The sequence below is a fragment of the Paraburkholderia fungorum genome, from assembly GCF_900099835.1.
GTDB classification, from domain to species: domain Bacteria; phylum Pseudomonadota; class Gammaproteobacteria; order Burkholderiales; family Burkholderiaceae; genus Paraburkholderia; species Paraburkholderia fungorum_A.
In genome coordinates this window covers 686,294-703,082 of sequence record NZ_FNKP01000003.1, presented here as the reverse complement: position 1 = coordinate 703,082, position 16,789 = coordinate 686,294, and the positions used below count along the sequence as shown (strand labels likewise).

Here is a 16,789-nt window from a genome sequence, read left to right as displayed (position 1 = left end):
AACTTGCAGTCTAGATGTCACTCTGCTTTCATAGAATCGAATACTTCTAATGGAAGCTAGAAACGGGGCTTATACCTTGAGTCTTTCACTTGAAATCGATCTGCTGCGCTCGTTTATCGCCGTCTCCGAAAGCCGGGCACTGAGTCGCGCGGCGAGCCGCGTTGGCCGCACGCAATCGGCGCTGAGTCAGCAGATGAAGCGTCTCGAAGAAATCGTCGATCAGCCACTCTTTCAACGGACGGGGCGCGGTGTGGTGCTGACCAATCCTGGCGAGCGTCTGCTGGTCCACGCGCAACGGATTCTGCGCGTGCACGACGAGGCGATGGCGGATCTCTCCGGCAAAGGGCTGTCGGGAACGATCCGTTTCGGTTGCCCGGATGACTACGCCGCCGTTTTCCTGCCGCATTTGCTGCGTCAGTTCGCGAGCCAGCATCCGCATGCGCTGGTGGAAGTCACGTGCGCGCCCACGCCGCGTCTGCTCGAACAACTGGAGATGCACGCGCTGGATCTTGCGATGATTTCGTTGCCAGAAGGAGCGCCGAATGACGACGTGATCCGTCGTGAGCCGCTGGTGTGGGTCGGTTCTCCGGGGCTGGATTCCGCGTATTTCGACCCGTTGCCGCTGGCGCTTTCCGATCCCGATACGCTCGATCACGTTGCGGCCTGCGAGGCGCTGCAACAGGCCGGCCGGGCGTATCGCATCGCTTATGCGAGCAGCAGCCTGGCGGGTCTGACGGCGCTGGTCCGCTCGGGCCAGGCGTTCGCCGTTATCACGCAGATTGCCGTCGCGCCCGATCTTCAGATACTCAACGGCGATCCGTTATTGCCGCCGTTACCGGGCATCGGCATAAGCCTGAAGTTCGAGCGGGCGCGTCCGGCGCATCTGACTCAGGTATTCGCGGAGCACATCAGGGCGACGTTACCCCTGCTGTGAGCCGCGTTCAGTCCAGCAACGCCGCCCACGCCGATACCTCGTCGCGACTGCCCACCTTCGGATCGACAATGCCGTCGATCATGAAAGTAGGCGATACGTGGATGCCGTTCTGACGCGCATACTTCGCGTGCCATTTGACTTCGCGATCGAGATCGGGAATCGCGAAAGCGGCACGCAGTTCGATACCGCTATAGCGTTCGATGCGGTTAATAATGTCGTTGGGCGTCGCATCCATATTCGGTCCGCTGCAGTGACGTTCGAACTCGAATTCCTCGCGATGGGCAGCGACGGCGGCCATCACTGCCTTCGCCGCCTCCTTACCGCCGGGCAGTGTCGAAGCAGCGAGAATGCATCGCACGATCACGCCGGAATACATGTGCCACGACTGTGATTGCAGCCGGATTTTCACGGTGACGCGATCCGCGCCTGCTTGCTCCAGAAGCGCGTCGAGCTTACCGAAAGCCCGCACCGAATGCGGACAGGTTGGCTCCAGAAATACTTCGAATACGCGCGGACCGTGACCCCATGTGAGCGGATCGGCTTTCCATGCCGGGGTGGCGGTTTCGTTCTGCGTCATTTAGTTGGATCCTCGTTGGATTGGCAATGTGGTTCGACAGATTGGAGCGGGCGGCGCGGTGTCCGCATGCCCGCATCAGATCAAGCTTGTATCGCAGCCGTTGTTAATAGCATCTTTTGATCGGTAATGCCATGCGCAGGGCGCGCCGATCAGAAGAACGGATGGCGCCATAAACAACGGGCATCGTGTCGAGGTCTACTGCCGGAAATGCGGTACGTTCCGCCGTTTTATGGACGTCGGCGGAAGTGAGTGTGGGTGAGATCTTGAACAACAGGCTGGGTACGCAGGAATCACATCGGCGGAATCTCGTGCACACGTGCATGCACGAATTCCGCCGCTTCCTGCTACAACGCGTTACGGCAACGAAATAGTCAGATTCGCCGACTGCGGGCCGAGCTTGACGATCTGCGAGTATGGGGCGAGCGTGCGCAATGTCGAATCGCGCAGCCATGTATTCAGGCCAAGATAACCCAGCAGCGCGACCAGCAGGAAAACCGCGCCGATACTCCACAACGGCACCTCGCGCTTCAACCGGTGCGCGACCTGATCGGGCAGCGGCCAATGCGGCGCGAAGCCGGCACGTTTGCCCTTCATATGTGCAATTTCATCGCCGAGACGCGCGGTCAGATACGCAAGCTTCTCCGGCCCTTCCAGCAGATACTTGCCCTGAAATCCGAGCAGCAGGCACATATGAAAAACTTCGAGCGATTGCAGACGCACCGCGCCGAGCGCGCGTCCTTCTTCGAGTAACTGATAGAACTTCTCGCCCGCGAGTTGTTCGCCGAACAACACCAGTTGCAGCGGACGACGCTCCCACTCCGCGCGAATCGCGAACTGCGACGACAGCACCGATTCGTCGACGGCCGCGCAAAACGCAAATTTCGCCGCATACGTGTCGTCCGCCGACGCATTCAGTTTCTTCGCGCCGCGCTCGAAATCCTGCAGGAACTGCTGCACGCGCTGACGGAATTCGTCGGCGGAACCGGGCTCGCGGCCGTTCTTCAACAGGAACAGCATGAAGAAGCCGTCGTACAGCAGGTCGAGCAACGAGCGCACCTGATAGGTGGGTTCCTGCGCGGGCGTCGGAGCGGCGGACGGCTTGCTGCCGTCGAGGAGTGAAGGCGCGTAGCTCATGAGGTCACCGCGATCAGTTCGAATTGAAGGTTTTGAATACCGGACGGCGCGTAGATCATGGCCGACTGCGACTGCAGCATGCGGTCATAAAGCGCCCCACGCGGCTCGAACGAGAAATAGCAGGCGCCGGGCCGGACCGGGATCGCGGGAGGCACCTGGGGCGTGTAAGTCAGCCGTACCCCCGGCATGGCGGACAACACCAGCTTGTCGACGTCGTCCGGTGCGCCGACCTTGAAACGCGCGGGCACTGCTTCGACCAGTTCGACCGTGGGCATGTCGGCGGATACGGAGATGTAGAACTGCGTTTTCTCGTCGATCTTGCCCGAGTCGAGGCGGCCCACGTGAAACGACGGCCGCACTTCATCGAGCGAAATCGCGAAGTAGCGCGTGGAGATCACCGTTTCCAGCAGGTCGCGCAGCATCGTGTCGAGTTGCGCGAAGCCGGGGCCCGGATCGTCGTGACGATAAATGGGCAGATCGGCAAGTGCATAGCCCTTCGAAAACGTCATCAACTGACCGGCGAGGCGCAGCAGCTCCTGAAACAGCCGCTCGGGATGCAGCGCCGAGTGCTGGTACAGATGCGCGAGCGCGGCGAACGCGGCATTCGCGGTATGCAGCAGCCAGAACGAAGCAATATCGCCTGAACGGAATTCGATGATGTTCTTGGTCGGCTCGCGATGAAAGCCGTACAACGCATTGACCTTGGCCTGCAACGCATCGATCAGCTGACGCAGCCGTTGATGAAGAATGGGCGAAGCGTCGATCGCGATGCACGGCGGCACGAAACTCTCGTCGAGTTCGAAGCCGGAGGTCGCGGTACGGCGCACGCGTGCGAGCGGCACGGACAGCAATTGATCGCGCGGCTCACTATGCGCGATCAACTTCACGCTCGTTTTGAGGAAGGTGATGTCGGCTTCGGCTGCGTCGGTGAAATTGTCCGCCACCGGCAAATGTTCGCTGACGTAACGCGAGACGAAACCGGCGTCGCGGTCCGCCGCGTAATTCGTGCCCGCGTCGCGAAGCGGGTGCAGCGCCAGATAAAACGTGAATTCGTTGATGCCGTCGGGCAGCGTGTCGAGAGCGACCGGCGCCGGCAGATCGTCGGCCTGCGGTGCGGAATACAGCGCGCCGTCCGGAAACACGAGCGACAGTTCGCTCAGACGCAGCACATTGCTGCCGAGCGCATCGCGGTCGATGCGCACCGAGCGCACACCCCAGTTATAAGGTTGAATGGCCTGTATCGATTCGAACAGACGCGCCTCATGATAGGCGTCCTGCCGCTGAAAGTGCTGAGGCCTCAGAAAAAGGCCTTCTCCCCAGAGTACCTTTGCCGAATAACTCATTTTTTAAACCTGTTTTAAACAATCGTGCAATGAGTTTTAGTCTGGTGTGCAATGAGCGCAAACCGACCGGATAAATCGAAGCCATTTAATTACAATTGGCTTTCTTGTTAGCCGCAACTCACCGAAGAGAGCATATTCAATGACTGGACCGGCATTCCCTGTTGTGCCGGAATGACAGTGCCGCTTGTCACGGTCATTGCACAGTTATGCAGGCCGATCATTATGCCCGCTTTCTCCGACTTTGCCGGATCGAATGCGAATTTCCATCGCTGCATTGCCGGATCGCGGAACAGGGCGACAATACCGAATGCCTGAGCTTCGCGAGAAACCTTTTCCGTAACGTTATAGCGCTGGCCCGGCACCAATGTCACTTCCCTGACACTTAACAGATCGGAGCCCAGTGTCGATTTTTCCAATGCGGGATCGATAAAAGTGTTGAATGGCGCCTGCTGGAAAGAGGTGGGATCTTTTAGCGTATAGAGGCGCACCACCAATGCCAACGGGCGTTTGTCGTTCGCGGCGTTCAGATTGGGCGCGGCGTAGAGCGTCACACCCACGTTGCGCGGTGGTTTCTGCGCGTCGGGCACGTCCGGCTTGGTCAGGCCGGTAGCCTGGAGGGCCGCGCTGGCGGCCGACCCGAGCAGTGGCACGGCCGCCGCGCAGCCGCCAAGCAGCGTCACGCCGGCCAGAATCGACACGCACGCAAGCCAGTCCAGAGAGGTATGTCGAGTTATGCGCGGAATCATTTATATCGATCGGATCTCACCGTCGCCCCAAAAAACATTCAATAGAATCAATCGTGAAAATGAATTTTTATGCGTATCGCGTTATTCTGATCTATTCATTTTGAATAATTGAACATCAGGAAAAAATTTCCTGGAATTTACAATTCACGGCAAATCAATAAGAAATAATTGCCAGCACTCCGTTATTAGAGAAAGCAATTAAATTCTTTTGCTTGACGTTTCCTCACATGAAAGTTGAAATATAGAAAATTGGGCTGTACTATACCCGCGCAATTGGGGCAAGGCAAAACTCCGGTTTATTCCTTGAATTAAAAAAATTCGCACGTCGGTGATAACGATGAAACAACGGCTCTTCGCTCAAATATCTGGGGTGGTGTTGGCATGTGGCCTGATGGCCGGATGCGCGACACAAAGCAATAACACCGCGTCGACGCCGGAGGCCTTTGATAAGGCTTTAGCCGACGCCGATGCAGCATCTGCAAAGGGCGACGATCAGGATCACGCTATTGCGCTATACCAGCAGCTCGCTCAGCAAAATCCGACGCGCGAAGAACCGTGGTCGCGGATCGCGCAAATCCAGTTCACGCAAGGTCATTACGGCCAGGCAATCGTCGCCGCACAGGAAGCGTTGCAGCGCGATCAGTCCGACCGCCGCGCGAAGAGCGTGCTGGCAGTAGCCGGTTTGCGGGTCGCCACGCAATCGCTGGGCGAATTGCGTCAGGATGCGTCGCTCGCGGGCGATGCAAAATCCGATGCGCAGACGCTGGCGAAGCAGTTGCGCGACACGCTGGGCGAAGCCACGTTGTTCCCGCCCGAGGTCGACGCGAAGCCCGCGCCGAAGAAGCGTCGTTATGTCCGCAAGGTAGCGAAGGCGCCGGCAGCCGAGGAATCCGCGGCGACAACCAGTGCCGCGATCGCACCGGCAACGCCCGCGGCACCGGCAACCCCCGCTGCACCCGCCGCCCCCGCGGCACCGACCAAAGCTGCGCAAAGCCGCGGCGCGTCCGACCCTTTCAGCGCGCTACGCTGATCCACGCCTGAACCACAGCTACCGGGAGCCTTCGATGGCGAAAAAAGAAAGTATCCAGAAGCGCCTGCAGAAGGTGCGGCCGCCGCGCGTTCAGTTGACCTACGAGGTCGAGCGTGGCGATGCGATCGAAATCAAGGAACTGCCGTTCGTGGTCGGCGTGGTTGCGGATCTCGCGGGGCAGTCGGAAATCGAACAGCCGAAAATGCGTGACCGCAAATTCGTCAACATCGATCGGGACAATATCGACGACGTGATGAAAGCGATCGAGCCGCGTGCCGCGTTCCAGGTTGAAAACCGTTTGAGCGATGCTGGCGGCAAGTTTGCAGTGGATCTGCGATTCCGCTCGATGACCGATTTCAATCCGGACGAAGTGGTGGCGCAAATCGACCCGCTGCGCCGATTGCTCGAAGCGCGCTCAAAGCTCGCGGATCTGCGTAACAAGCTTGCTGGTAACGACAAGCTCGAAGACCTGTTGAACGAAGTGCTGAAGAACACACAGCAGCTCGAAGCGCTCGCCAAAGCTGAAGGCGGCGCGGCAGACTCGCACGGCGACACGCCGGATCACCAACGCGACGGCGAATAAGGCGGATCGAGATGAACCAGCAAGCGGCTGCGGCCCAATTCGCCGGTGCGGACTTCACCGAAGGCAGCTCGTTGATCGACCAGATCGTCGAGAAGAGCAAGGTGGCGAAATCCGATTCCGAACACGCGCGCGCGAAAGATCTGATCGGCGAACTCGTCAATCAGGTGCTCGAAGGCACGGTGATCGTGTCCGACAATCTGTCGGCAACTATCGATGCACGCGTTGCAGAACTCGACCGATTGATTTCCGAGCAACTCAGCGCCGTGATGCATGCGCCTGAATTTCAGCGCCTGGAAGGAACATGGCGCGGTCTGGACTATCTGTGCAAGGAGAGCAACACCGGCGCGACCGTCAAGATCAAGGCGATCCATGCGCCGAAGCGCGACCTCGTACGCGATTTCAAGGCGGCCATCGAATTCGATCAGAGCGCGTTGTTCAAGAAAGTTTATGAAGAAGAGTTCGGCACGTTCGGCGGTTCGCCGTTTGGCGCGCTGATCGGCGACTTCGAAATCACGCGTCAGCCGGAAGACGTGTACTTCATCGACCAGATGGCGCATGTCGCTGCTGCTGCGCATGCTCCCTTTATTGCATCGGCTGCGCCTGAGTTGCTTGGCCTTGAAACGTTTGCCGATCTCGGCAGGCCGCGCGATCTGGGCAAGGTATTCGACACCGTCGAATACACCAAATGGAAGTCGTTCCGCGATTCAGAAGACTCGCGCTATGTCGGCCTGACGCTTCCGCGTTTTCTCGGCCGTTTGCCGTTCAACCCGAAAGACGGCGCAACGGCGGAGAGTTTTAACTTCGTCGAAGATGTCGACGGCACGGATCACAGCAAGTATTTGTGGTGCAACGCGGCGTGGGCTTTTGCCGCGCGCCTGACTGCGGCCTTCGACGATTTCGGCTGGTGCGCAGCCATTCGTGGCGTGGAAGGCGGCGGTCTGGTCGAAGATCTGCCGACGCATACGTTCAAGACCGACGACGGCGAAGTCGCGTTGAAGTGTCCGACGGAAATTGCGATTACCGATCGTCGCGAGAAAGAACTGAGCGACCTCGGCTTTATCCCGCTCGTGCACTGCAAGAACTCCGACTATGCAGCGTTTTTTGCGGCGCAGTCGGTGCAGAAGCCGAAAAAGTACAGCACCGATAGCGCGAACGCGAACGCGGTTCTTTCCGCGCAATTGCAGTACATTTTCTCAGTATCGCGCGTCGCCCATTATCTGAAGGCGATGATGCGTGACAAGATCGGCAGCTTTGCATCCGCACAGAATGTCGAAGTGTTCCTGAACCGTTGGATCTCGCAGTACGTGCTGCTGGACGACAACGCCACGCAGGAACAGAAAGCGCAATTCCCATTGCGTGAGGCATCCATACAGGTCTCGGAGATTCCGGGTAAGCCGGGCTCGTATCGTTCGGTCGCATTCCTGCGCCCGCACTTCCAGCTCGACGAACTCTCTATCTCCTTGCGCCTTGTCGCTGATCTGCCGAAGCCGGCAAATTCGTAAACGAAATCCGTGAATGCGGGCCGGATGGCCCGCTCACACGGCAAAACCACCACTTTGGGGAGTCGATGAATTATGAAGGATATCTATTTAAAATTCGGAAATCCGGCGATCAAAGGCGAGTCCGCCGATAAAGATCACCAGGGTTGGGTCGAAATCGATTCGTGGAGTCATTCGATTCTGCAACCGCGTTCGGCAACCGCATCGACTGCGGGCGGCCACACGGCTGAACGCTGCGAACACGCCGATATGCGCTTCACGAAAGACATCGACGTCGTCAGCCCGTTGATGTATCAACACGCTTCAGGCGGCACGACGTTCGACGAAGTGACGATCGACTTCATGCGGTCGGACGGTGAAGGCAATCGCGTGAAGTATCTGGAAGTGAAGCTGAAATACGTGATCATTTCGAGCATCACACCGGCGGTTGTCGGAGAAGGCCTGCCTACTGAAGAGTTCTCGCTGAAATATGCTGCTGTGCAGTGGAAGTACACGCAGCAGAAGATTGGCGGCAACCAGGGCGGCAACGCGCAGGGCGCGTGGAGTCTCACGAAGAACGACAAGACGTATGCAGTGTGATGCAAATAGCGAACGCGCCGCTTGTGCGGCGCGTTTCCGCTTGATGTCGGAAGAGCCTGGCCGCACCTGATGAAACGATTCGAACCGAGCTTTCTCGACAAGCTGTTTGACGACGAACCGCATCTGCCGGCTTCTCCGGCGATGCGGCAGTTGTCGCTGGATGAATTGAAAAGTACCGTGGCGCGCGACGTCGAGTCGATCCTGAACACGCGGATTGCTTTGACCGAACACGATCTCGAAGCGCTGCCCGAATGCCGTCAATCGGTGCTGACGTACGGGCTGAACGATTTTGCCGGACTGAGCCTGGCGAGCCATTACGACAGGACTTTTATCTGCAAGTCCATTCAGCAGGCGATTGCGCGGCATGAGCCGCGTCTCCAGCGCGTGTCGGTAGCGCTCGAATTGAACGAGCAATCCACCAACGCGCTGTACTTTGCCATTCAGGCTTTGCTCGTCGTGCACCCGGCTGAAGAACCGGTGAGCTTCGACGCCATGCTGCAACCATCGACCTTGCAGTATTCGGTCACGCGCGCGCGGGCCCGACTTTGACGCAAGTGCTGCGGACCAGTTTGATTCGGCAGAAAGTACCAGCAGTCCGGGGATAGAAAGATGGAAGAACTACTGCCGTTTTACGAGCGTGAACTGGCATTTTTGCGCCGCTACTCACGCGATTTCGCCGAACGCTATCCGAAGATCGCGGCGCGGCTCGCCATATCGGGCGAGCATTGCGAAGATCCTCACGTCGAACGGATGATCGAGTCGTTCGCGTTGCTAGGCGCACGGATCAACAAGAAGCTGGACGACGATTACCCGGAATTCACCGAGGCGCTTCTCGAAGTGCTTTATCCGCATTATTTGCGGCCTTTCCCTTCATGTTCGATTGCGCAGTTCGGTACGTCGGCCGCGATTAACCAGTTGACCGAGGCGGCGGTGATCGAGCGTGGAACTGAGCTGAAGAGTCGTCCGGTCAACGGCGTGCAATGTCGTTTTCGAACCGCGTATGAAGTGAAACTCGCGCCGATCCGCGTATCCGAAGCGAAGTTTTCGCCGGTCGCGATGGCGCCTGCCGCAACGGTTCTGCCGAACAACGCAGCCGCTGTACTGTCGATTACGTTCGAGTCCACGGCGCCGCAATTCGATCTCGGCGCAATCAAACTCGATACCTTGCGCGCGCATTTGCACGGCGAGCAGTCGTTCATCGCGGCGCTACTCGATTGTCTGTTCATCAATCAGATGGCCGCTTATGTGGAGGCGGATCGCAACGGACGGTGGAAAGCGCTGCGCACATCGCCGGTTACGCACACGGGTTTCGACGAAGCCGATTCGCTGATCGACTACCCCGCAAAAGCCCATCCCGCATACAGGTTGCTAACCGAGTATTTCGCGTTTCCCGAGAAATTCAATTTCGTGAATTTCGACCTCGGTGCGATGACTCGCGCAACGGGTCGTTGTCAGCGAATCACGTTGCACATCGTGCTGAAGGAAATGCGCAGCGACTCGCATGTCGCGCGTCTGATGGAATCGCTAACGGCGACGCATTTCCGCCTTTTCTGCACGCCGGTCGTCAATCTGTTCAAGCAGCATGGCGAACCGATACGCGTTAGCCATCAGTCGATTTCGTATCCGGTGATCGCCGAAGCGCGCCGCGCATTTGCCTACGAGGTTTATTCGATCGATTCGGTGCAACTGGTCAAACAGACCGCGCGAGAAGAAACCGTGATCGAATTTCGCCCGTTCTATTCGCTGCATCATGGCGAGCCGCAACGCGCGGGGCATTACTGGTTTGCGCGACGTGATGAATGGGTCGCACAAAAGAGTCCCGGCTACGAGACCGAAATCTCGATTGTCGACATCGATTTCAATCCCGCAGCTCCGCAGACCGATACGCTGAGTCTCGACCTGACCTGTACCAATCGCGATTTGCCTGCCGCGCTCGCGGTCGGCCTCGAAGGCGGCGATCTGTTTCTGGAAGGTGGTTCGTTGACCGGCAGCATTTCAATGCTGCGCCGTCCGACACCGAGCGTGCGTTTCGAACGGGGCCGCTCGTCGCACTGGCGTCTGATTTCGCATCTCGCGTTGAATCATGTGTCGCTGGCGAATAACGGCTTGTCCGCGCTTAAGGAAATGCTGGTGCTCTATGACCTGCGACGCACAGCAGTGTCGTCGCGTCACATCGACGGCATTACGGCTATCGAGCAGCGTGCGGCCGTGCAGTGGCTGCAAGGCAAACCATTTGCCACTTTTGTTCGCGGTATCGAAATTCGTCTGACCATCGACGAAGAGCATTTTGTCGGCACCAGTCTCGCGTCGTTCGTTCGCGTGATCGATACATTCTTTGGGCTGTATGTTCATCTGAACAGCTTTGTACAACTGGTCGTGCTGTCGAGGCGCACCGGCGAGGAGATCCTTCGATGCAAACCCCGCAGCGGCGAATCGATCCTGGTGTAGTCGAGCAACTGCTCGATGAACCACATCGCTTCCAGTTTTTTCAGGCAGTGCGGATTCTGGAGAAATGGTTCGCGGAGCAATCCCCCGAGCGGGCCGGAAAGGCCGTTGCGGAGCATATTGGTTTTCGCAACTCGATTTCGATGTCGTTTCCGCCGAGCGAGATCGAGCGGACAAATTCATTCGGGCGCGACGGCGCCGCACTCAGAGGCAAGGCAGAGCAAGTCGCGGCTATAGCAGACGGCCAGGTCGACCGCGTAGATATTACGCCGGCGTTTTTTGGTTTGCTGGGTACGCAAGGCGCGTTGCCGATGCACTACACCGAGCAGATCATTGCGCGCGAGCAGATCAATCGCGATCGTGCCGCGCGCGAGTTCTTCGACGTGTTTTCGAATCGCGCGACTGCGTTGTTTTACGCCGCGTGGAAGAAGTACCGTTTGCCGTTGCACTACGAGCTGGATCGCGACGAACGCTATTTGCCGTTGTTGCTGGCGCTCGCCGGGGTGGTCAACGAGGACACTCGTGACGGTCTGCAGCAAGGTAGCGGCGCGTTATTCGACGAAGGCATTGCGGGTTATGCAATGGCGGCACGCCATCGTCCGATGTCGGCTGCTTATCTCGAGCGCTCGCTGACCGAGTATTTCCGCGTGCCGGTGCGTGTCGAGCAATTCGTCGGCAAGTGGTACACCGTGCCCGAAGATCAGCTGACCGTGCTCGGCGGCGTGAATGCGACTCTGGGGGCAACCGCGCTTGCCGGCGAGAGGGTGTGGCAGCGCGACATGCGTGCGCGCCTTGTGATCGGACCGCTCGCGAAGAAGGACTATGAAGCGTTCTTGCCGGGCGCGGAACTGGCGGCGGCGCTCGAACGGATGTTGACGTTGCTCGCGGGCGTCACGCTCGAATATGAGGTGTCGCTGGTGCTCCGGCGTGACGATGTCGGCCCGAGTCATTTAGGCGGTGGCGCGCGTCTCGGCTGGGACGCGTTCCTTTGCACGCACGACGCCGACCGGGACCGTGCGGACGCCCGTTACGAATTGCACGTCATCCATTGATAACAACGATCGAACTGAAACTGGACAGCCCGACATGAGCACGCCTCTAAAAACGCTGATTGCGAAACTGAATTCGACCTGCCGGCAGGCTACGGAGCGCGCAGCAAGTAATTGCCTGTCGCGTGGTCACTATGAAGTCGATCTCGAACATCTGTTTCTGGCGTTGCTCGAACAACCAGCCAGTGACGTGTCCGTCGTGCTGCGTGCTAGCGACATCGACGCACACGCTTTGCGCGCGGATCTGGAGCGTGAGTTGGCGCGAGTCAAGACCGGCAATACGCGCACGCCGGTTTTCTCGGTGCATCTGATCGCGCTATTCGAACAGGCGTGGCTGATTGCTTCGCTGGACTCGCAGATCGGACGTATTCGGACGGGGCATCTATTGCTTGCGTTGTTGAGTGCGCCGGACCTCGCGCAATTCGCGCAGCGTATGTCGCCGTTGTTCGCGAATGTGCGCGTGACCGACCTCAAGCATCGCTTTGACGAATTGACCTCGGACTCGATAGAAACCGAGCGCGCAACAGATTCCCTGAGCGATACCAGTCAGGACGACATCGCCGATCCTGCACGCGTTGCTGTGTCGAAAACTCCGGCGCTGGATACGTACACGACTAATCTGACGCAGCGCGCCCGCGACGGCAAGATCGATCCGGTAATCGGCCGCGAAGGAGAGATTCGTCAGACGATCGATATCCTGATGCGTCGGCGGCAGAACAACCCGATCATGACCGGCGAGGCGGGCGTCGGAAAAACAGCGGTGGTCGAAGGACTCGCATTGCGGATCGCTGCCGACGACGTGCCCGCGCCATTGCGCGGCGTCGCGCTGCATGTACTCGATATGGGCCTGTTGCAGGCAGGCGCGAGCGTGAAAGGCGAGTTTGAAAATCGCCTGAAGAGCGTGATCGACGAGGTGAAGAAAAGCTCACATCCCGTGATTCTCTTTATCGACGAAGCGCACACGATCATCGGCGCAGGCGGCCAAGCCGGGCAGAACGACGCGGCCAATTTGCTGAAGCCCGCACTTGCGCGCGGCGAACTGAGAACGATCGCCGCGACGACCTGGAGCGAGTACAAAAAGTACTTTGAAAAAGACGCAGCGCTTGCTCGACGCTTTCAGGTGGTCAAGATCGAAGAGCCTGGCGAAGCATTGGCCGCCGCGATGTTGCGCGGTATGTCGGGACTCATGGAGCGGCATTTCAACGTGCGCGTGCTCGACGATGCGATTACAGAAGCGGTGCGCCTTTCGCATCGGTACATCACCGGGCGGCAGTTGCCAGATAAAGCCATTAGCGTGCTGGATACGGCGTGCGCGAAGGTCGCGCTCGCGCATAGTTCGACGCCTGCCGCAATCGACGATACGCGCAAGCGTATCGAACGGATCGACGTAGAAATTACCGCGCTGGAGCGGGAATCCGCGAGTGGCGCGGTGCATGAAGAGCGTCTTCTCGAATTGCGCACGCTTCGCAACGAAGACGCGCAATCGTTGCTGCGCGCCGAAGCACGTTACGAAGAAGAGCGGGCGCTTGTCAAAAATATCGAGAGCCTGCACGCGCAGATCGACGAGATGCGTCGTCATGCCGATGCGGCATCTCGCGAAGGAAAGCTCGACGAAGCACGCGTCATTCTGAGCGCGCAACTCGACAAGCTGCGAGCGTTGCAAGGCGATCATCCGATGGTCCCGTTGCAGGTCGACGCGCACGTCGTCGCGGAGATCGTTGCAGCGTGGACCGGTATTCCGCTTGGCCGGATGATCAAGGACGAAATCCAGACCGTGCTGAATCTTCAGCCATTACTGGCGGCGCGTGTCATCGGTCAGGATCACGCGCTCGAAGCGATTGCGCAACGCGTTCGAACCGCGAATGCGAATCTCGAAGACCCGGACAAGCCGCGCGGGGTGTTCATGTTCGTCGGGCCATCGGGCGTCGGCAAAACCGAAACAGCGCTGGCGCTAGCCGATATCCTCTATGGCGGCGAGCGCAAGATGATCACGATCAACATGAGCGAGTACCAGGAGGCGCATAGCGTGTCCGGCCTCAAAGGGTCGCCGCCGGGTTATGTCGGATATGGCGAAGGCGGTGTGCTCACCGAGGCCGTGCGGCGCAATCCCTATTCCGTCGTCCTGCTGGACGAAGTGGAAAAAGCGCACCCCGACGTGCTCGAAATGTTCTTCCAGGTTTTCGACAAAGGCGCGATGGACGATGCCGAAGGCCGCACGATCGACTTCCGCAATACGTTGATCATCCTGACCTCGAATGTCGGTTCGACGGCCGTCATGCAGGCATGCCTGAACAAGACGGCAGAAGAGTTGCCGGATGCCGATGCGCTCGCCGAAACACTGCGGCCGCAGCTATACAAGACTTTCAAGCCGGCCTTTCTCGGACGGATGAAAGTCATTCCGTACTATCCGATTTCCGACGACGTGCTCGCGGAAATCATCGAACTCAAACTCGAACGCATTCGCAGGCGGATCGAAGCGAATCACAAAGCCGTGTTCTCGTGGGACGAGTCGCTGATCGATGCGGTACTCGCGCGCTGCACAGAAGTCGATTCGGGCGCACGCAATGTCGACCACATTCTGAATGGCACGCTGCTGCCGCAAGTTGCGCAGGAAGTGCTCGAGCGTATTGCGGATGGCAAGTCTATCGCGAGTATCGCCGTCCGTGCGAACGAAGCTAACGAGTTCGACTACACCATTGCCTGATATGCCGATTGATCTAGCCACACTTACCGCACCTCTCTCCGACACATCGCCTTGCGGCGAAGACATGCTGTTTTCAACAGAGTTCGACGCGATCCAGCACGCGCGCCGTTTCGACGATCCATCGCTCGATCAGGGCGAATGGGTTACCGAAATCAAGGAGGCGGACTGGAGCTTTGTCGTCGAACGAAGTGCAGCGTTGATTGCGACGCAAACTAAAGACCTGCGGCTCGCCGCATGGCTGACCGAAGCGCTCGCGCTGGAAGAGGGCGTGAAGGGTTTGACGCAGGGGTATGCGTTGTTGACCGCGTTGTCGGAGCGTTACTGGGCGCATTTGCATCCGTTGCCTGACGGCGACGACTCGGAATATCGTCTCGGCAATATCGTGTGGCTGGCGGCCCGTACCGCCGAATTGCTGCGCGCCGTGCCGCTCACGCAAACCTCGGGCGTGATGTATAGCGCGCTTGATTGGGACGTGGCTACGCACGTCGCGCAGGCCGTCAAACGCGATCCCGATCACGCGGACGATATCGCGCGCGGCAAGCCGTCCGTCGATCAGATCGAGGCCGCGAAACGCTCTACGCCGCCCGCGTTCTACTCGGCGCTGCTCGCCGATCTGAAAGCGTTCGAGACGGCAATGAACGCGCTGGAACAGGAACTCGACAAGCGCGCAGCGGATTCCGCGCCGAGTTTCCGGCAGACGAAATCGGCGTATGAGTCGGTGTATCTGCTGGCGGAGCGATTTGCGCGCGAAGTCGGCGTGACGCCCGAGACCGCGACTCAACCCGCGCAGACGGAACGGGCCGACGACGCCACGCGCGTGGAGCGTGCGGAGCCGACCTTCAAAACCGAACCTCACCTCGACACGGCCGCCATGACGACAACGCCCCCCCCGACTCACGCGGGCATTCGCAGCCGCTCGGACGCCGTCGCGCAATTGCGGGCAGTCGCGAAGTTTCTGCGTCATACCGAGCCGCACAGTCCCGCAGCCTATCTCGCGGATAAAGCGGCTGAGTGGGCCAACATGCCTTTGCATGAGTGGCTTGCCGCCGTCGTGAAGGACGATGGCTCGCTGTCGCATATCCGCGAAATTCTGGGTGTGAAGCCCGACGAAACCCGCTGAGTCCTGGCGATCGTTAGTGATGGCATAAATGCAAACGGCCCTTCAGGAAGGGCCGTTTTTGCAGACTCCGCGCTTGCAACGCCTGAGGAATTCAAACCCCCGCGCGGAATTCGATCCGGCGATTGCGCGCGCGTCCGTCGTTCGTATCGTTCGGCGCGATGGGCTGATCGGGACCGACGCCTGTCGTTGTCAACTGGGTGGGCGTAATACCCCGCGCGACCAGATAGCCCTTCACCGCATCGGCGCGCGCCTGGCTCAGCGCGATGTTCGACTGGCGGTTACCGGCATTGTCGGTATGGCCGATGATCTCGACGGTTTTCGTCGTCATCTTGACCAGCACAGCCGCCATCTGATCGAGAATCGCGCGGCCTTGCGGGGTCAGCGTCGCGCTGCCCGTTTCGAATTCGATCGTGCGGTTGGCGAGCGTCTGGTCGAGCAATCCCTGTTCCGACGCGCCCGGCGCGCTGACGCGTAAGCCGTTCTTGATCGTATAGGTCGGATTGAGCGCGTCGGCCATATCGCTGGCGAGTTGCTGACGTTGCGCTTCATTGCGCACCTCGCCCTTCACGTCGACCTGCGTGCCGTCGATTTTCAACTGGCCTTTGCTGATCTGCTTCAATTGCGGGCCGATCAGCTTTTGCACATTCGCGCCCCAGTTCGGCGGTGTCGCGACATCACCCACTTCGATCTGATCGACCACGTTCGCCGCGCCGTAGGTGTCGCGCAGACGCGCGAGCACCGCCGACTTGGTTGCTTCGTCGGGCACCTTGCCGCCCACCACGACCTGACCCGGCGACGCATTCGCCGCAGGCGGCGTGGACGCGACCGGCGCATTGCCGCCATACGTTGGCGACGAAGCCGTGCTGCCCTGAGCGGCCAGCACGGTCGTATGAATCTGGACGCCGCTGTTGTCGACCGGCGTCACGCGTGCGGGACTGGCGTCGTCGGCAAAGACGGAGGCATTGACGAATACGGTGGAAAAAAGCGCCACCGCCAGGGATAGAGCGCGGCGCTTCATCGGCGCGCGGATCGGGGCGGTCATCGTC

15 protein-coding genes are annotated in these 16,789 nt (G+C 59.2%); 10 read left to right on the top strand and 5 right to left on the bottom strand.

What is annotated here, in order from left to right:
- Positions 1-49 precede the first annotated feature (49 nt).
- Positions 50-934 (top strand): LysR family transcriptional regulator, encoded by an 885-nt coding sequence (locus BLS41_RS32415; RefSeq protein WP_074771776.1) that lies wholly within the window; start codon positions 50-52, stop codon positions 932-934.
- Between the two features lie 7 nt (positions 935-941).
- Here the strand turns inward: BLS41_RS32415 and BLS41_RS32410 are convergent, their stop codons facing one another.
- The 4 genes from BLS41_RS32410 to tssJ all read right to left on the bottom strand — a co-directional run bounded on the left by BLS41_RS32410 (position 942) and on the right by tssJ (position 4,734).
- Complete coding sequence (locus BLS41_RS32410) at positions 942-1,511, bottom strand: DsbA family protein (RefSeq protein ID WP_074771774.1); 570 nt, start codon at positions 1,509-1,511, stop codon at positions 942-944.
- A gap of 354 nt (positions 1,512-1,865) precedes the next feature.
- Positions 1,866-2,645 (bottom strand): type IVB secretion system protein IcmH/DotU, encoded by a 780-nt coding sequence (gene icmH, locus BLS41_RS32405; protein ID WP_074771772.1) that lies wholly within the window; start codon positions 2,643-2,645, stop codon positions 1,866-1,868.
- On the bottom strand, positions 2,642-3,988 hold the full coding sequence (tssK, locus tag BLS41_RS32400; RefSeq protein WP_074771770.1) for a type VI secretion system baseplate subunit TssK: 1,347 nt from the start codon (positions 3,986-3,988) through the stop codon (positions 2,642-2,644). The genes icmH and tssK overlap by 4 nt, the downstream gene beginning before the upstream one ends.
- A 107-nt stretch (positions 3,989-4,095) precedes the next feature.
- Positions 4,096-4,734, bottom strand: a complete 639-nt coding sequence (tssJ, locus tag BLS41_RS32395; RefSeq protein WP_074771768.1) for a type VI secretion system lipoprotein TssJ — start codon at positions 4,732-4,734, stop codon at positions 4,096-4,098.
- A 337-nt stretch (positions 4,735-5,071) separates the two neighbouring features.
- Here tssJ and BLS41_RS32390 point away from each other — a divergent pair, with 337 nt between their 5' ends.
- The 9 genes from BLS41_RS32390 to tssA all read left to right on the top strand — a co-directional run bounded on the left by BLS41_RS32390 (position 5,072) and on the right by tssA (position 15,743).
- On the top strand, positions 5,072-5,764 hold the full coding sequence (locus BLS41_RS32390; protein WP_074771766.1) for a tetratricopeptide repeat protein: 693 nt from the start codon (positions 5,072-5,074) through the stop codon (positions 5,762-5,764).
- A 34-nt stretch (positions 5,765-5,798) separates the two neighbouring features.
- Complete coding sequence (gene tssB / locus BLS41_RS32385) at positions 5,799-6,347, top strand: type VI secretion system contractile sheath small subunit (protein ID WP_074771764.1); 549 nt, start codon at positions 5,799-5,801, stop codon at positions 6,345-6,347.
- 11 nt (positions 6,348-6,358) lie between these two features.
- On the top strand, positions 6,359-7,849 hold the full coding sequence (tssC, locus tag BLS41_RS32380; protein WP_074771762.1) for a type VI secretion system contractile sheath large subunit: 1,491 nt from the start codon (positions 6,359-6,361) through the stop codon (positions 7,847-7,849).
- Between the two features lie 72 nt (positions 7,850-7,921).
- Positions 7,922-8,425, top strand: coding sequence for an Hcp family type VI secretion system effector (locus tag BLS41_RS32375; RefSeq protein ID WP_074771760.1), 504 nt, complete (start codon positions 7,922-7,924; stop codon positions 8,423-8,425).
- 69 nt (positions 8,426-8,494) lie between these two features.
- Positions 8,495-8,974: a type VI secretion system baseplate subunit TssE gene (tssE, locus tag BLS41_RS32370; RefSeq protein ID WP_074771759.1), complete on the top strand. Its 480-nt coding sequence runs from the start codon at positions 8,495-8,497 to the stop codon at positions 8,972-8,974.
- Positions 8,975-9,034: 60 nt separating this feature from the next.
- On the top strand, positions 9,035-10,873 hold the full coding sequence (tssF, locus tag BLS41_RS32365) for a type VI secretion system baseplate subunit TssF (RefSeq protein WP_074771758.1): 1,839 nt from the start codon (positions 9,035-9,037) through the stop codon (positions 10,871-10,873).
- Positions 10,837-11,922 (top strand): type VI secretion system baseplate subunit TssG, encoded by a 1,086-nt coding sequence (tssG, locus tag BLS41_RS32360; RefSeq protein ID WP_074771757.1) that lies wholly within the window; start codon positions 10,837-10,839, stop codon positions 11,920-11,922. Before tssF ends, tssG begins: the two co-directional genes overlap by 37 nt.
- Before the next feature lie 34 nt (positions 11,923-11,956).
- A complete protein-coding gene (gene tssH, locus BLS41_RS32355) occupies positions 11,957-14,623 on the top strand; it encodes a type VI secretion system ATPase TssH (protein WP_074771756.1) in 2,667 nt (888 codons plus the stop codon).
- 1 nt (position 14,624) lies between these two features.
- Positions 14,625-15,743: a type VI secretion system protein TssA gene (tssA, locus tag BLS41_RS32350; protein WP_074771755.1), complete on the top strand. Its 1,119-nt coding sequence runs from the start codon at positions 14,625-14,627 to the stop codon at positions 15,741-15,743.
- Positions 15,744-15,834: 91 nt separating this feature from the next.
- Here tssA and BLS41_RS32345 read toward each other — a convergent pair whose 3' ends face one another.
- The gene (locus BLS41_RS32345) at positions 15,835-16,785 is read right to left on the bottom strand and encodes an OmpA family protein (protein ID WP_074771754.1); all 951 of its coding nucleotides are present in this window, start codon (positions 16,783-16,785) and stop codon (positions 15,835-15,837) included.
- Between the last annotated feature and the right edge of the window lie 4 nt (positions 16,786-16,789).

Bases quoted from the DNA above. Each gene is read 5' to 3' on its own strand.
- BLS41_RS32415 (WP_074771776.1), top strand. From the start codon at position 50: ATGGAAGCTAGAAACGGGGCTTATACCTTGAGTCTTTCACTTGAAATC.
- BLS41_RS32410 (WP_074771774.1), bottom strand. From the start codon at position 1,511: ATGACGCAGAACGAAACCGCCACCCCGGCATGGAAAGCCGATCCGCTC.
- icmH (WP_074771772.1), bottom strand. From the start codon at position 2,645: ATGAGCTACGCGCCTTCACTCCTCGACGGCAGCAAGCCGTCCGCCGCT.
- tssK (WP_074771770.1), bottom strand. From the start codon at position 3,988: ATGAGTTATTCGGCAAAGGTACTCTGGGGAGAAGGCCTTTTTCTGAGG.
- tssJ (WP_074771768.1), bottom strand. From the start codon at position 4,734: ATGATTCCGCGCATAACTCGACATACCTCTCTGGACTGGCTTGCGTGC.
- BLS41_RS32390 (WP_074771766.1), top strand. From the start codon at position 5,072: ATGAAACAACGGCTCTTCGCTCAAATATCTGGGGTGGTGTTGGCATGT.
- tssB (WP_074771764.1), top strand. From the start codon at position 5,799: ATGGCGAAAAAAGAAAGTATCCAGAAGCGCCTGCAGAAGGTGCGGCCG.
- tssC (WP_074771762.1), top strand. From the start codon at position 6,359: ATGAACCAGCAAGCGGCTGCGGCCCAATTCGCCGGTGCGGACTTCACC.
- BLS41_RS32375 (WP_074771760.1), top strand. From the start codon at position 7,922: ATGAAGGATATCTATTTAAAATTCGGAAATCCGGCGATCAAAGGCGAG.
- tssE (WP_074771759.1), top strand. From the start codon at position 8,495: ATGAAACGATTCGAACCGAGCTTTCTCGACAAGCTGTTTGACGACGAA.
- tssF (WP_074771758.1), top strand. From the start codon at position 9,035: ATGGAAGAACTACTGCCGTTTTACGAGCGTGAACTGGCATTTTTGCGC.
- tssG (WP_074771757.1), top strand. From the start codon at position 10,837: ATGCAAACCCCGCAGCGGCGAATCGATCCTGGTGTAGTCGAGCAACTG.
- tssH (WP_074771756.1), top strand. From the start codon at position 11,957: ATGAGCACGCCTCTAAAAACGCTGATTGCGAAACTGAATTCGACCTGC.
- tssA (WP_074771755.1), top strand. From the start codon at position 14,625: ATGCCGATTGATCTAGCCACACTTACCGCACCTCTCTCCGACACATCG.
- BLS41_RS32345 (WP_074771754.1), bottom strand. From the start codon at position 16,785: ATGACCGCCCCGATCCGCGCGCCGATGAAGCGCCGCGCTCTATCCCTG.